The 13,861-nt window shown below is 72.7% G+C and carries 11 protein-coding genes and 5 tRNA genes; 9 read left to right on the top strand and 7 right to left on the bottom strand.

All coding sequences use genetic code 11. The annotated features are described in order from the left end of the window. The first annotated feature begins 2 nt into the window (after positions 1-2). Together C7C45_RS25350 and C7C45_RS25345 are read left to right on the top strand one after the other, a co-directional pair. Positions 3-3,167: an FtsX-like permease family protein gene (locus C7C45_RS25350; RefSeq protein ID WP_110566214.1), complete on the top strand. Its 3,165-nt coding sequence runs from the start codon at positions 3-5 to the stop codon at positions 3,165-3,167. After that, entirely contained in the window at positions 3,164-5,923 is a 2,760-nt protein-coding gene (locus C7C45_RS25345) for an FtsX-like permease family protein (RefSeq protein WP_110566213.1), read from the top strand. The genes C7C45_RS25350 and C7C45_RS25345 overlap by 4 nt, the downstream gene beginning before the upstream one ends. Before the next feature lie 8 nt (positions 5,924-5,931). Here the strand turns inward: C7C45_RS25345 and C7C45_RS25340 are convergent. Together C7C45_RS25340 and C7C45_RS25335 are read right to left on the bottom strand one after the other, a co-directional pair. Continuing rightward, a tRNA-Val gene (locus C7C45_RS25340) sits at positions 5,932-6,006 on the bottom strand. Positions 6,007-6,032: 26 nt separating this feature from the next. Continuing rightward, positions 6,033-6,105: transfer RNA gene (locus tag C7C45_RS25335), tRNA-Gly, on the bottom strand. A 148-nt stretch (positions 6,106-6,253) separates the two neighbouring features. On the opposite strand from C7C45_RS25335, the gene C7C45_RS25330 reads away from it, so the two are divergent. Next, positions 6,254-6,496: a DUF6458 family protein gene (locus C7C45_RS25330; RefSeq protein ID WP_091400768.1), complete on the top strand. Its 243-nt coding sequence runs from the start codon at positions 6,254-6,256 to the stop codon at positions 6,494-6,496. A 99-nt stretch (positions 6,497-6,595) separates the two neighbouring features. On the opposite strand, the gene C7C45_RS25325 is transcribed toward C7C45_RS25330, so the two are convergent. Next, on the bottom strand, positions 6,596-7,411 hold the full coding sequence (locus tag C7C45_RS25325) for an isocitrate lyase/PEP mutase family protein (protein ID WP_110566212.1): 816 nt from the start codon (positions 7,409-7,411) through the stop codon (positions 6,596-6,598). 70 nt (positions 7,412-7,481) lie between these two features. On the opposite strand from C7C45_RS25325, the gene C7C45_RS25320 reads away from it, so the two are divergent. The 3 genes from C7C45_RS25320 to C7C45_RS25310 all read left to right on the top strand — a co-directional run bounded on the left by C7C45_RS25320 (position 7,482) and on the right by C7C45_RS25310 (position 9,900). After that, the gene (locus C7C45_RS25320) at positions 7,482-8,462 is read left to right on the top strand and encodes an ArsR/SmtB family transcription factor (protein WP_110566211.1); all 981 of its coding nucleotides are present in this window, start codon (positions 7,482-7,484) and stop codon (positions 8,460-8,462) included. Between the two features lie 69 nt (positions 8,463-8,531). Then, positions 8,532-9,266 (top strand): GNAT family N-acetyltransferase, encoded by a 735-nt coding sequence (locus tag C7C45_RS34525; RefSeq protein ID WP_208641319.1) that lies wholly within the window; start codon positions 8,532-8,534, stop codon positions 9,264-9,266. A gap of 133 nt (positions 9,267-9,399) precedes the next feature. Then, positions 9,400-9,900 carry a winged helix-turn-helix domain-containing protein gene (locus tag C7C45_RS25310; protein ID WP_425271171.1) on the top strand — a complete coding sequence of 167 codons (501 nt, stop codon included), beginning with the start codon at positions 9,400-9,402 and terminating at the stop codon, positions 9,898-9,900. Positions 9,901-9,927: 27 nt separating this feature from the next. Here the strand turns inward: C7C45_RS25310 and C7C45_RS25305 are convergent, their stop codons facing one another. After that, positions 9,928-10,557 (bottom strand): nuclear transport factor 2 family protein, encoded by a 630-nt coding sequence (locus tag C7C45_RS25305; protein WP_146247404.1) that lies wholly within the window; start codon positions 10,555-10,557, stop codon positions 9,928-9,930. Positions 10,558-10,838: 281 nt separating this feature from the next. Here C7C45_RS25305 and C7C45_RS25300 point away from each other — a divergent pair, with 281 nt between their 5' ends. Next, complete coding sequence (locus C7C45_RS25300; RefSeq protein WP_110566209.1) at positions 10,839-11,678, top strand: oxidoreductase; 840 nt, start codon at positions 10,839-10,841, stop codon at positions 11,676-11,678. Positions 11,679-11,788: 110 nt separating this feature from the next. Here C7C45_RS25300 and C7C45_RS25295 read toward each other — a convergent pair. The 3 genes from C7C45_RS25295 to C7C45_RS25285 form a co-directional block, all read right to left on the bottom strand. Next, positions 11,789-11,863 (bottom strand) — tRNA-Val (locus C7C45_RS25295). Positions 11,864-11,876: 13 nt separating this feature from the next. Beyond that, positions 11,877-11,947: transfer RNA gene (locus tag C7C45_RS25290), tRNA-Cys, on the bottom strand. 34 nt (positions 11,948-11,981) lie between these two features. Further along, positions 11,982-12,054, bottom strand: a tRNA-Gly gene (locus C7C45_RS25285). A gap of 390 nt (positions 12,055-12,444) precedes the next feature. On the opposite strand from C7C45_RS25285, the gene C7C45_RS25280 reads away from it, so the two are divergent. Beyond that, positions 12,445-13,047 carry a TetR/AcrR family transcriptional regulator gene (locus C7C45_RS25280; RefSeq protein WP_110566208.1) on the top strand — a complete coding sequence of 201 codons (603 nt, stop codon included), beginning with the start codon at positions 12,445-12,447 and terminating at the stop codon, positions 13,045-13,047. A gap of 83 nt (positions 13,048-13,130) precedes the next feature. Next, the gene (locus tag C7C45_RS25275) at positions 13,131-13,712 is read left to right on the top strand and encodes a TIGR03086 family metal-binding protein (protein ID WP_110566207.1); all 582 of its coding nucleotides are present in this window, start codon (positions 13,131-13,133) and stop codon (positions 13,710-13,712) included. Positions 13,713-13,861: the final 149 nt, after the last annotated feature.

Raw genomic sequence — 13,861 nt, 5'->3', positions numbered from 1 at the left:
CGATGAGGCTGGTCAGTCGGCGCGCTCGCGCGCAGTGGCCGTTGCTGGCGACCCTCCTCGGGGTCGTCACGATCGGCGCGACCCTGCTGGGTACCTGCACCCTGCTGATCACCCGCACCGCCGAGCGGGCGCTGGAGGTCGCCATGGCCCACGCCGCCCCCGCCGCCGTCGACGTGACCGTCTACACCGGTGCCGTCGAGGGCCGGGACACGTCGTCCGTCGCCGCCGACACCCGTACCGTGGTGGCCTCCACGCTCGCACCGTTCCCGGTGACGACGACCGCGCGGGCGTCGACAGTGCTGCGGGCGCTGCCGCCCGCGCTCGCCGAGGGCACCACCGTCGGAGCCCAGGCGTACCTGTCGGGGCTGGACGACCTGCCGTCCCGAGCCGAGCTGGTCACCGGACGCTGGCCACAACACCCTGGCGACGCGGTGCTGCTGGAGTCCACCGCACAACTGCTCGGCCTCACCCCCGGTCGCCGGGTGCGCCTCGGCGCCGAGCTGGCCCACGCGCCCGTCCCGGCCATCGACGTGCTCGTCGTCGGTGTGGTACGCCCGTTGCCGGGGCGCGGCTGGGACCGCGACCCGCTCGCCGCGGCCGGCTCCGCCACCGGCTACCGCGACGGCCGCTTCATGCAGCCGGTCAACGCCTACGGCCCGTTCCTCGTCGACCTCGCCGACCTGGTCACCACCGGCGCCACCGTCGACCGGATGGAGGTCACCGCCCATCCGGACCTGTCCCACCCCAACCGCCACGACCTGGAGACCGTGGCCGGGGCCGTCCGCGATGCCGACGGCCGGCTGGCCGGCACCCTCGGCGAGCGCGTCCGGCTCGCCCGTGTCTCCTCCGACCTGCCGGCGACCCTGCGGGCCGCCGACGACCAACAGCACGTCACCGCCGCCGTCGTGCTCGCCATCGCCGTCCTCGGCGGTGTCCTGGCCGCGACGGCACTCGTCCTCGCCGGACGGCTGACCACGGGCATCCGCGCCGACGAGACCGCCCTGCGGTCCGCCCTGGGCACCAGCCGTCGCCAACTCGCCGCCACCGCGACACTCGAGGCCGGGCTCGTCGCCGCCGTCGCCGCCGCGCTCGCGATACCGGCCTCGTCGGCCCTGCACGCCGGCCTGACCCACCTGCCGCCGCTGGACGGCGCCGGCCTGACCGTCCGGCCGGCCATCGCCGGTGCACAGGTTCTCGCGGTCGCCGGCGGGGCGCTGGTGCTCGCCTCCGTACTCACCGTCCTGGCGATCCGGCCCGTCCCGGCAGCCGGCGACCAGCGCACCCGCCGCGAACTGCTGGCCCGATCCGGCGCCGACGTCCTGCTCGCGGTGTTCGCCGCGGCCGGATGGTGGCAATTGCACGCGCAGTCCACCGCCGCCAGCCCACGCGCCGACGCGGTCCGGGTGCTCGCGCCGGCGTTGCTGCTCACCGCGGGCGCCGCCCTGGCTCTCCGGGTGGTACTGCCCGCCCTTCGCGGCGCCGACCGGCTGGCGTACCGCGCCCGCGGTCTGGCGCTTCCGCTGGCAGTCGCGGAGACCGCCCGTCGGCCACGAGCGGTCGCCGCCGGGCTGCTCGTCGGACTGGCCTGTGCGGCCGGAACCTTCGGCCTCGCCTTCGACAACACGTGGCACCAGTCGCAGCGCGACCAGGCCGCGCTCTCCGTCGGCACCGACCTGGCACTCACCCTCGGCACGGCGCCGGTGGCCGGCGAGGGCGCGGTCGTCGGCGCGGCCACCGCGGGGGCCGTGAGTCCGGTCCTCGACCGTGGTACCGCCGTCGGTCAGTGGCTCGGCGGCGCCGGCGATGCGCCGCGCCTGGTCGCCGTCGACACCACCCGCGCCGACGCCCTGCTACGCGGACGGCTGGACGGCGACCGCGGATGGGCGGACGTGGGCGCCACGCTGGCGCCCCGCACCCCGGTCACCGGCCTCGCCATTCCGACTGGCGCCCCGCTCGTCCTGAGCGGGACCGCCACCGGCGACACCCCGCTCGTCGTGACGCCCCGGCTGCTGCTGCAGGACCCCAGCGGCCTCCGTACGTCCTGCACCGGTCCCGCCGTACCGCTCGACGGCCACGAGTTTCGGCTGCCCGCCTGCGCGACGGTTGACGGGCTACGCCTCGTCGCGGTCGCCCTGCCGGTCAGCACCGACGCGGTGGGCGGACCCGTCGCCGTGGCCGTCACACTCACCGTGCCGCCCGCCGAGTCGGCGGAGAGGTCCACCGACGGATCGGACTGGACCGTCACGTCCGCGCCGCCGGTCCCGAGCAGGTTGACCGACCTGACCGTCGGGTTGTCCGCCACGCCGACGGGAACCGCGCTGCGGATGGCCGCGACCGTCGACCTCGGCGGCGCCGAGGACGCCGCCCGGACCCTCGTCGCCACCGCCTTCCCGGACCCCGGCCCGGTGCCCGTCGCCGTCTCGGCCCGCTTTGCCAGCGAGATCGGTGCCGAGAGCGGCAGCCAGCTCAGCGTCACGGTCGGCATCACGCCCGTCCCGATCGTCGTCGCCGAGGTGGTGCCGACCGTACCGTCCGCCCCCGGCGCCGTCGCCGTCCTGGCCGACCTGGACACGCTGTCCCGCGCACGCGCCGTCACCGGCGACCTGACGTTCCCGGTCGACGCCTGGTGGGTCGGCCATCCAGCCGGTCCCGGTGCCGCCGAGCGGGCCAACGCCCTGCACCTGGGCACCATCGCGACCCGCGAGGCGGAGACCGCCCGCCTCATCGGCGGCCCGCTGCGCGCCGGACTGCCGGCCGCGCTGCGGCTCATCGTCCCCGCCGCGGCCCTGCTGCTGCTCGCCGGCGTCGTCCTGCACGTCACCTGTGATCTACAGGTCCGCGCCGTCGAGGTGGCGCGGCTGCGCGGCCTGGGGATGTCCCGGCGCGGCATCCGGGCCGTGCTGCTCGGCCAGCACGTCGGCATTCTGCTGCCCCTGCTCGCGGCGGGCGCGGCCGTCGGCGCGCTCGCCACCCGCATCGTCGCTCCCCTGCTCGTGCGCTCCGACACCGGCGCCGCGCCCGTCCCGGCCACCCAGCCACACTGGCCGTGGCCAGCCGAGGCCGCGTTCCTCGCCGTACTGCTGGCCGGATGCGTGCTGGCGGTCGCCATCGTGGTCACCGTCCAGGTCCGCCGCGCCAACGCCGCGCACCTGCGGGTGGCGCCGTGAACCGGTGGCTGACCCGCCGGTGGCCGGCACTGCACTGGCCCAGCATCCGTGGCCGTGGCCGTACCGACGCCGGACCTCTGCTGCTCACCGCCACCGTCATCGGGGCCGTCACGCTCCTCGCCGGGGCCGTGCCGGCGCTGCTGGGCGCCGCCGCCGACAACGCCGTCCAGGACACGGTCCACCGCGCCGGCACCGACTCGAACGTCCTCGTACACGCCAACTGGGAACGCGACGACGGGCCGACCGGCGGGCGGGTCCGGATGCCCCGCCTCGGCGAGGAGCTCGACGACTTCCGCGCCCGGGCGACAGACGCGCTCGGGCCCGACCTGGACGCCGCGCTGCTCCCGCCCGTCACCGCTGTCAACGGCCCGATCCTCAACATCACCGACGGCAGTGTGCCGCGTACCTTCCAGTTCACCTACCTGGCCGGTGACCTCGGCGGCCCGGACGTGGCCTGGATCGCCGGCAGCCCGCCCGGCCCCGCCGTCTCCGACGAGTACGTCGAGATCCCCTACGACGGACCGCCCTGGCCGGTGCAGGTCGGCCTGTCCGAGCCGGATGCCACCGCACTCAACCTCGGCCCCGGCGATCGAATCCCGGTCAAGGACGGCCAGGGCCGCGACAAGGACGTCCGGATCAGCGGGATCTACCGACCCGCGGACAGCGCCGACCCAGCCTGGCGACTCGCCCCGGCGCTACTGCGCCCCGTGCCCGGCGCCGACGGCGTGGGGACCACCCGGTTCGCCGGCCTGCTGTCGCGCGAGTCGTTACCGGACGCCCGGCTCGCCGTCGACGAGGACCAACTGCGGCGCACCGTCCACTTCGCACCCGCTCCCGACGCGCTCACCTGGGACGCCACCGCGGCGCTCGCCAGCCAGGTGGTCAAACTCAAGGCAGCCTCCGGCTCATCGAGCGACCGCGGCCAAGCCCTGAAGTGGGAATCGCAGCTCGACACCGTCCTGCGCGACGCCCGTGCACGCAACAGCGCCGCCTCCGCACAGGCCGCCGTCCTGCTCGCCGGGGTGCTGGCCGCCACGGTACTGGTCCTGCTGCTCGCCGCCGACCTGCTGGTCGGCCGCCGTACCCCGGTGCTGAGCGCCGCCCGGCAGCGCGGGGCGGCACTACCCGACCTCGGTGCGGAACTGATCATCGAGTCCACCATGGTGTCCCTGTCGGCCGCCGCCGTCGGGCTCGCGCTCGCCCGCGCGGTCGCTCCGGGCGTCTCCTGGACCTGGGCCGTTCCCGTGGTCCTGGCCGGTGCCGTCGCCGGGCCGGCGCTCGGCACCCGCGCCGCCGCCCGCGCCAGCCGCGACCGGCGTCAACCCGCCAATCCGGCCGCTCGGCGCTGGATCCGGGCCACCGGCCAGCTCCGCCGGGCCGCCGTGGAGGCCGCTGTCCTGATCGCCGCGGTCGCCGCCTTCGTCACGCTGCACCAGCGCGGGCTCCTGCCCGTCGCCGCCGACGACGGCACCGGTGAGCTGACCGGTGACCTGATCCTGCCGATCAGCGCCCTCACTCTGGGCGCGCTCGTCGGCGCGCTCGTCCTGCTCCGGCTCCTGCCCCTCGGTGCGCGGTTCGCGCTCCGACAGGCCCTGCGCTCGCGCCGCCCGCTGGCCGTGTTCAGTGCCGCCCAGGCAGCCACAACGGCCGGACGCGCGCTGCCGCTGCTGGTTCTGGTCAGCACCACGGCGCTCGCGTCGTTCGCGCTCATCCTCGGCAGCACCGTCACCCGGGGTCTGACCGACGGCGCGTGGAGTGCCGTCGGCGCCGACGCCCGCCTCGACGTCAGCGCCGACGCCGAGGCGGCCACGCCCGCACTCGCCGAGCGCGTCGCCGCCGCACCCGGGGTAGGGCAGGTCGTCGTCGCGCAGGTGACCGACTCGGCACGCGTCTTCGCCGACTCGACGCTGCTCACCCCACGCCTGGTCGTCGTGGACGCCGCCGCGTTCCAGCGCCTGCTGGCCAGCACTGCGCTGCCGGACGCGCCGGCGCTGGCCCGGCTCACGGCACCCGGCCCCGGGGACGTCCCGGCGCTGGTCCGGTCGAGCGACGGCGCTCTGCGGACCGGCACGCGGCTGCAGCTACCCCGGGACGACGACCAGGCCCCCGCGATCCGTCTCACCGCGGTCGGCACCGCTCCCTCCGTCGGCGGCGCCACCGACGTCGTCATCGTCGACGCCGCGGCCCTCGCCGACGCCGGGCTGCCCGCCGTTCCGAACACCGTCTGGGTGACCGGCTCCGGCGCGGCGCGGGCCGTGTCGAACACCGGCGTCGCCGCCGACGTCGTGCTGCGCGCGGACGTCCTGCGGGCGCAGCGAGTGGCCCCGCTGACCGCCGGGCTACTACGGCTGGCGTGGACGGCCGCCGCGGTGCTGCTGGCGCTGGGGTTGCTCGGCCTCACGCTCGCCGCCGCCGCCGGTGCGTCGGCGCGGTGGCAGACCCTGACCCGGCTGCGGACCCTCGGCCTACGGCCACGCGACGTCCGCTGGGTCGCCGCCGGAGAGCTGCTGCCGCCGGTCGTGGTCGCCGCGGTGTGTGGCCCGCTGCTCGGGGCCCTGCTCGCACGCCTGACGCTCGGCCCGCTCGACCTGCGGCTGCTCACCGGCCAAGCCGCCGACCCGGCGACGGTCCTACCGTGGTGGCTGCTGGGCCTGGTGAGCGTGGCGCTGCTGGCGGCGGCCGCCACGGTCGTACCTGTCGAGTCGGCGCTGCGGCGACGCGACCGGCTGAGCGAGGTACTCCGCGCCGGCGAATGATCGACTACTGGTGGGCGATACTGGGTTTGAACCAGTGACCTCTTCCGTGTCAGGGAAGCGCGCTCCCACTGCGCCAATCGCCCATGGTGACCGCCCGAGGCGGATCAAGAGCGGACGACGGGATTCGAACCCGCGACCCTCACCTTGGCAAGGTGATGCGCTACCAGCTGCGCTACGTCCGCACGCCCCCGACTAGCGCCGGCGACAGGTGAACTCTACCCGATGCCAAGATCGCTTGGCGCGGCACCCTGGGGGGGCGGCGGTTGCACTGGTCGGCACCGGGGTACTGAAGGGCTCGACAGCGCACCACACCCCCTTAAGGAGGCTGTCGTGGGTATCGGCACCAGCATCTTCCTGATTGCGCTCGGCGCGATCCTCACCTTCGCCCTGGACGCGAGCGTCGGCGGCATCAACCTCGACGTGGTCGGCTGGATCCTGATGGGGGCCGGCGTACTCGGCCTCATCATGACCACGCTGATCTGGGGTCGCCGCCGCCAGGTGGTCACCACCACCGAGCAGCCGGTGGAATACCGCCAGGTCGAGGAGCGGCGGGACATCGCCCCGCCGCTGTGACACCACCACCGTCCGTCGGTGGCGTACCCGGCGGATCACTCGGTTCCGGGCCGGCCGCCTGACTGGAAAGGCGGCCGGCTCGTCGCACCCGTGGCCCGCTCAGCGCATCAGCGCGTTGAGCGTGCCGTAGTCGAGGGCGTCCGTCAGCGCGCCGTACGTGCCGGCGCCGAACGCCTCGTCCGCCGCCCGTCGGGCAACCGCGTACGCGGCCTCCGCGACCGACGAGCCGAGGCTCACCCGGGCCACCCCCAGCCGGGCCAGCTCCTCCACCGCCGGCGCACCCGGCCCGGCCAGCACGTTCAGCGGCGCCGGCACCGCCTGCACCAGCGCGCCGATGGTCGCCGGGTTGACCACCCCGGGCACGAAGATGCCGTCCGCGCCGGCGGCCAGATAGGCGACGGCCCGGGCCACGGTCTCGTCGACGCCCCCGGCGCCGCTGAGGAACGTGTCGATCCGGGCGTTGACGAAGAGCGGCAGCCCGGCCGCGTCGGCCGCACCCCGTACGGCGCCGATCCGGGCACACTGATCGGCCACGTCGCGCAACGGCGAGCCGGCGTCACGCCGGGCGTCCTCGATGTTCACGCCGACGGCACCAGCATCGATCACCGCGCGGATAGTCGCGCCGACCTCGGCGGTGGTCGCACCGTACCCGGACTCGATGTCCGCGGTGACCGGCAGCGACACCGCGGCGGCGACCCGGCCGACCAGGTCGACGGCCGCGTCGCGGCCGAGGACGTCGCCGTCGGGGACACCCAGGCTCCAGGCGACGCCGGCGCTGGTGGTGGCCACCGCGCGGCCGCCGGCGGCCGCCACGATGCGGGCGCTCGCGGCGTCCCAGGCGTTGACCAGGACCAGCGGCGACCCCGGGGTGTGCAGGGATCGGAACAGTTCGGCTCGGGTGTGTTGTTCGCTCACCCGGCAAGTCTCGGCCGTCCCTGACCTCGGCGGTAATGTTTCAGTCCCAGCTGAATCCACCGGGGGTGCCGTGGTCGCCATCAGCCTGTCGGCCGGTGCCGTCGCCCGCATCCGGTTCGCCGTCTCCTGCCTGTGGGAGGTCGTCGCGAGCATCCGGGTGCTGCGCGACCCCGGGGACCACGCGGTGCACCTGCCCTGGGTACGCCGGGTCCGTCCAGCGCTGGTCGAGGCGGGTCTGGCCGGCCCGGACGGCGGGCTGCTCTGGCAACTGGTGCCGGCCCCGCCCGGCTACCTGGCCGACTTCCTCACCCCGTCTCCCACCGGCCTCATTCCAGATCTCGCCGCCGAGCTGGCCGCCCTGCGGGCCACCCCGGCTGACACCGTCCGCGCGCACCTGGATCTGTATCCGGGCGAGCGCACTCCGGCGCTCGCCGCCCTCTACGCCGACCCGCCTGCCGGCCTGCGGCGGCTGACCGAGGAGATCGAGGCGTACTGGCGGATCGCCCTGGCCCCGGACTGGCCACGGCTGCGGCTGCTGCTCGACGCGGACGTCACCGCCCGCGCCCGCCTGTTGGCCGAGGAAGGCGCGGCGGCGCTCCTCAACGACCTGCACCGGCAGGTCCGGTGGGAGGCCGACACCCTGCTCGTCGCGCAGCAGCACTGCCTGGCCCCGGACGTCGCGGACGGTCCGGGCCTGGTGCTGATCCCGTTGGTCTTCGTCTGGCCGTCGGTGCTGAGCGTCTCCGCCGGGGACGCGCCGCAGCTCGCCTATCCCGCCCGTGGGCTCGGTACGCTCTGGGAACGCTCGACCGGCGTCCCGGAAGCGCTGGCCGCCGTGCTCGGACGCGGGCGGGCACGGCTGCTCACCGAGCTGACCTCGCCGGTGAGCACCACCGAGTTGGCCCGCCGTAGCGGAATGTCGCCCGCCGGGGTCTCCCAACACCTCACCGCGTTGCGCGCGGCCGGTCTGGTGGTGACCCACCGGCGGGGCCGATCGCTCCTCAGCGCCCGCACCGACCTCGCCGAGGCACTGCTCTCCGCGACCGGGTAAGCCGTCGGGCATCGATCGCCTTTTCGCTGGTCAATGGGCTTCCAGAGCCCCGGGTTACGATCAGGGATCATGGAGTCACTCGACACGGTGCTGGCGGCGCACCGGGCGTATCTGCTCGGTTGGAACATTGGCGTGGCCGGGGGCCCGGACCTCCCGACCTATCGCAGCGGCGTGCCGCACGCCACGCTCAACGGCGTACTGCGGGTGGCGGGGCGCACACCGCAGGACGCGCTCGCCGAGGCCCGGCAGCGCCTCCACGGCGTACCCCGGGTCTGGTGGGTCGGCCCGGACAGCGACCCGGGCACGGCGGACGGCCTGGCCGACCTCGGCGCCGTCGAGGTCGCCCGCCTGCCGATCATGACCCTGGCGATCGGAGAGGCGGCGGACGTCCCGCCGCCAGCCGGCCTGGACATCACCGAGACCACCGACCTGGACGCCTTCGTCGCGGCGTACGCCCGGGTGTCCGGAATATCGGCGGACGGCGTGGCGGCGACGATCGAACGGGAGAAGGCCTTCACCGGCGACGGCACCGTGATCCGGCTGGCCGGTCGCCTCGACGACGGCGGGATCGTCGGAACGACCGTCGCCTGGCTCAGCCAGGGTCTGGTCACGCTCTACTTCGTGGGCACGCAACCGGAGCAGCGTCGCAGGGGCATCGGCGCGGCCCTGACCAGCGCGGCGCTCCGACTCGCCGCCGAGCGGGGCGCCCGCACAGCCGCTCTCACCTCGTCGCCCATCGGTGAGTCGGTCTACCGCAACCTCGGCTTCCGGCCGGTGGGCGAGTTCCGACTGCTGACCTTCTGAGCCGCCCGGCACGGCAACGGCCGTCTGAGGAAACCTTGACTATGAGGGTCAGACAGCGTTGTCTTTCACGTGGTGCCTGGGGAGGAGAGCAGTGGTCGACGACATGTCCCTCGTGTTCTGCGTAACCGCCGACGTGTCGGTGCGCGAGCGGATGGTCCGACGCCTCGACGGGCTCGGCACCCTGGTGATCTGCGCCGACCTGGCGGAGCTGCAGGCGATGATCGGTCCGCCCCTGATCGGCGGGCCGGCCCCGCTGCTCAGCCCCGCGGCCACCGCCGGCCCCGCTCCGGCCGCCACCACCTCCGCGCCCGCTCCGGCCGCCGCCTCCACCTCCGGTCGGATCAGCCTGCGCGACCTTGAGATCGATCCGCTTCACCACCTGGTGACGTGGCGCGGGCAACCGCTGACCCTGACCCGACTTGAGCGCAACCTGCTCACCCAACTCGCCACCGAACCGGTCGGAGTCTGGACGTACGAGAGGCTCTTCGAGTCGGTCTGGGGCTGTGCGTACCTCGGCGACACATCGGTCCTGCACTCGGCGGTGAAGCGGTTGCGCCGCAAACTGCGCGCTGCCGACGACACCCTGCGTGTGCAGACCGTACGCGGGGTTGGTTACCGGCTCAGCCTGACGTGAGCCCTCGCCCCGGGCTCTCGCGGAGGTTCAGGCCGCCAGCGGGCGCTGCTCGGTGACACCGATCAGGAGCAGCCGTTCGGCGAACAGCCACCTTCCGTCGACACGTGTGAACGTGTCGCGGTAGCGAATGGTCATTGCCGTCAGGGTTCGTTCACCGGCCGCGTTGGTCACCATGTGGGCGATGCAGTAGCTCTCGCCCGTCGCCTGGTCACCGCTCAGCGTCAGCACCGTGCTCTGGCCGTTGAAGTGAAAGGTCTGCTCGAAGTCCTGCAACGTCGCCGTGATACCGGATTCGATTTCGTCCCGGCCGGTCAGCACCTGGGCGGGTTCGTTTGTGCTGGGGTCGGCGGTGTAGACGGCGACCCGACCATTCTCCGCGTACAGCGCCGCCTGTCCCTTGAAATCCCTCACGTCTGCGCGGTGGGCATAGGCATCGACCAGATCGCGCAGGGCGAAGCGGTCGGCGAACTGCTCAAGAGAAACTTCCGAAGGCATGATTATTCCTTTGCGAATATCCGAGGGTTCACGTTTCGGCCCAGCGAGCCGAACCGTCCAGTGGTTGACGAGACAAATCATCCGCAGAGCGGGTCTGCCGCGTCCAACACCCTTTTCCTGTGCCGACCACAGTTTGATCCTGTAGCCGCTGCCGACTGCCACGAAGTCGACACCTCACACAGGGCGCGTGAGGGTGAGGTTAGCGTGCAGACCGCCCTGAGGGCTTCGGGTTGGCCGACCTCGCCACGTACGACTCGTCCTGTGGTTGCGACCTGCTCGGCGCGATCCAGTGCCGCGCGGGCCTGGGGAACGCGCCCGAGGGACGTCACAGGAGCAGACTGTCACTGCCCCAGGAAACATGTGTTGGACCCTGTCGCGCGCCTGCAATAAGAATGGTTCTCGCAAGCAGTCAATAGAGAACCGACACCGATCAGGAGCAAGACATGACAGGTCAAACCCAGGACCGCGTGTGGCTTATCACGGGGTGCTCAAGCGGTTTCGGCCGTGAAATTGTGCTCGCCGCAGTGGCCGCGGGTGACCGGGTGATGGCGACAGCGCGCCGTCCCGAAGTTCTTCAAGACCTCGCCGATCTCGGTAACGGGCAGGTCAGCACTTACGCTCTGGACGTCACCGATCCCCACTCCGTGAAGGCTGCGGTAGAGGCGACGCTGGCACTATTCGGCCGGATCGACGTTCTCGTCAACAACGCCGGATTCCTCATGATGGGCGCCGTCGAGGAACTCACCACGGAGCAACTGCGTGAGCAGATGGAGGTCCTGTTCTTCGGCGCCGCCCAGACGACGAAGGCTGTACTGCCGAGCATGCGCGAGCGGGGTAGCGGAACCATCGTGCAGATGAGCTCGATGGGTGGACAGACGAGCTTCCATGCCTTCGGGGCCTACCATGCCGGAAAGTTCGCCCTCGAAGGCCTGTCTCAGACGCTGGCGGGAGAGGTTGCCCCATTCGGTGTGCGCGTCGTGATGGTGGAACCGGGAGCATTCCGCACCCAGATCAACAGCAACAAGAGCGAGGCGACGGTCATCGACGCCTACAGTGGAACCGCCGGGGCCTTCCGCGCCTACGTCAACGCGATGCAGGGCTCCGAGGAAGGCGACCCCGCCAAGGCCGCCGCAGCCATCGTCACCGCGGTGGACAGCGACAATCCGCCTCTTCGACTCGCGCTGGGTGGTGACGCCGTCGACGGGCTCCGCGCCGAGCTCGAATCGCGTCTCGCCGACCTGACCGCCTGGGAAGAGCTCAGCCGATCGACCGCGGTGTCCTGACACGCTGCACAGGTGACTGAGCCTGGCCGGCTTGCTCCTTACCACCACCAACCAGAACGGCTCGTTACCGGAAACTTCCGGTAACGAGCCGTTTGACCTGTTCGTCCAACTGGTGGGCGATACTGGGTTTGAACCAGTGACCTCTTCCGTGTCAAGGAAGCGCGCTCCCACTGCGCCAATCGCCCGTGCTTGTTGCTGAGGTGGGGACGGGATTTGAACCCGCGTACACGGCTTTGCAGGCCGTTGCCTCGCCTCTCGGCCACCCCACCGAGGTTGCCCCCGTCATGCGTGGCGGCAGCTCCGAGCGGACGACGGGATTCGAACCCGCGACCCTCACCTTGGCAAGGTGATGCGCTACCAGCTGCGCTACGTCCGCACGCCCCCCGGACGTTCCCGGGTGACGGATGAGAACTTTAGCCGAGCCGGTGAACTACTGCCAACTCGGGGTCGCCCCCGGCGCGTCCCACCCATGATCGGCGGGACCGGCGCCACCACCGACAGGCTTCCTAGGGGGCTGGCCTGGCGCCTCGACGGGTCACCGACCGTCACCTTCGGCCGTCGCCACACCATGAACACCAGCGCCGCCCCGGCTGCCGGCCGGCGGACCTCTCCGCGCGCCGACCACTCGCGGCGGACCTCGACGAACATCTCTTGAGAGAACGACCGACGACAGCCCCAGGAAGTGTCCGGCTTCCGACTGTCGCAGCGCGGATCGGACGGCAGCGGTAACTGTTCGTGTTCACTCGAATGGGCTACGGTAACCGTCGTGACGAGACGTGCGGCCGAGATCCGCCTGGATGCCCTGCTGCGCACCGCCTGCGACGTGATCGTGGAGCGGGGTCTGGCCAACACCCGGACGGCGGACGTGGCGCAGGCCGCCGGAGTGAGTCAAGCATTGGTTTTCTACCACTTCGCCACCAAGGAACGGTTGCTCGCGCAGGCCTTCGCGTACGCGGTCGAGCAGGATCTGGCCCGGCTGGACGTGGTGACCCGCTCCTCGGCCCCGCCGCTGACCAAGCTCCGCCGGATCCTCAAGCTCTACACCCCGGCCGGGCGGGCGACCTCCTGGTCTATGTGGATCGACGGCTGGTCCGAGTCACTGCGTACCCCCGAACTGGAGAAGGTCTCCCGCCGGCTCGACCTGCGCTGGCGGCAGGACCTGGCGGCGGTGATCTCCGCCGGGGTGGCCGACGGCACCTTCCAGTGCGCCGACCCGGACGGCGCCGCCTGGCGGATCAGCGCGGTTATGGACGGCCTCGCCGTGCAGCTCGCCGTGCACGACCGGGTGATCTCCCGCCGGCAGTTCGGCGAGTGGGTCCGCCTGGTCACCGCCCGGGAGCTCGGCCTGGACCAGGCCGAGCTGGACTGAGCCGGGCGGCCCGGCACTGAACTCGCCCCACCAGGCCGGGGAAAACGGCTCGGCCCGCCGCGCGGACCGGAACAATCGGCAGCATGGATCTGCTGGACGCGTACCGCCGGAGCCTGGCCGAATTCGTCGACCGGGTGGATCAGATCGAGCCCGGCCAGTGGTCCGACCCGACACCCTGCGCGGAGTGGGACGTACGGGCGCTGGTCAACCACGTGGTGACCGAGGACCGGTGGAGCGTTCCGCTGCTCGCCGGCCGGACCATCGACGAGGTCGGCGACCGGCTCGACGGCGACCAGCTCGGCACCGACCCGATCTCGATGGCGCGGGAGGCGGCCGCGCAGGCAGAGATCGCCGCCACCCATCCCGGCACGATCGACCGCACCGTGCACCTCTCCAGTGGCGAGACCCCGGCGACGGAATACCTCAAGCAACTCCTCGCCGAGCATCTCGTCCACGGCTGGGACGTGGCGGTGGCGATCGGGGCGGAGCCGAGTTTCGATCCGAACGTGGTGCGCGCCGCCGCCGGCTGGTTCACCGGCCAGATCGACAACTACCGGCGCAACAACCTGGTCCGGCCCGGCGTGCTGGTGTCCGACGACGCAGACGAGCAGGATCACCTGTTGGCCGCCTTCGGCCGCGACCCGAACTGGGCGCCGAGCGACTGACCACGGCGGTGGCCCCGGATGTGCCCGACACAGCAGCGCCCGTAGCCGGTCGGCGCCATCGCCACCGTGGACAACCAGCGCCGCGCTCGCTCCCGCTCGGGAGGGGCGTCGATGGCGATGCCGTGGACGGCGACGGACAGTCGGTGCAC

This window comes from Micromonospora arborensis, from assembly GCF_003205615.1.
In the GTDB taxonomy this organism is placed as follows: Bacteria; Actinomycetota; Actinomycetes; order Mycobacteriales; family Micromonosporaceae; genus Micromonospora; species Micromonospora arborensis.
The sequence above is the reverse complement of the archived record's forward strand: the minus strand, read 5'-3'. Positions and strand labels throughout refer to the sequence as shown.

Excerpts from the sequence above, each read along its gene's own strand:
- C7C45_RS25350 (WP_110566214.1), top strand. The coding sequence starts at position 3 with ATGAGGCTGGTCAGTCGGCGCGCTCGCGCGCAGTGGCCGTTGCTGGCG.
- C7C45_RS34525 (WP_208641319.1), top strand. The coding sequence starts at position 8,532 with ATGGAGTCACTCGACACGGTGCTGGCGGCGCACCGGGCGTATCTGCTC.
- C7C45_RS25300 (WP_110566209.1), top strand. The coding sequence starts at position 10,839 with ATGACAGGTCAAACCCAGGACCGCGTGTGGCTTATCACGGGGTGCTCA.
- C7C45_RS25275 (WP_110566207.1), top strand. The coding sequence starts at position 13,131 with ATGGATCTGCTGGACGCGTACCGCCGGAGCCTGGCCGAATTCGTCGAC.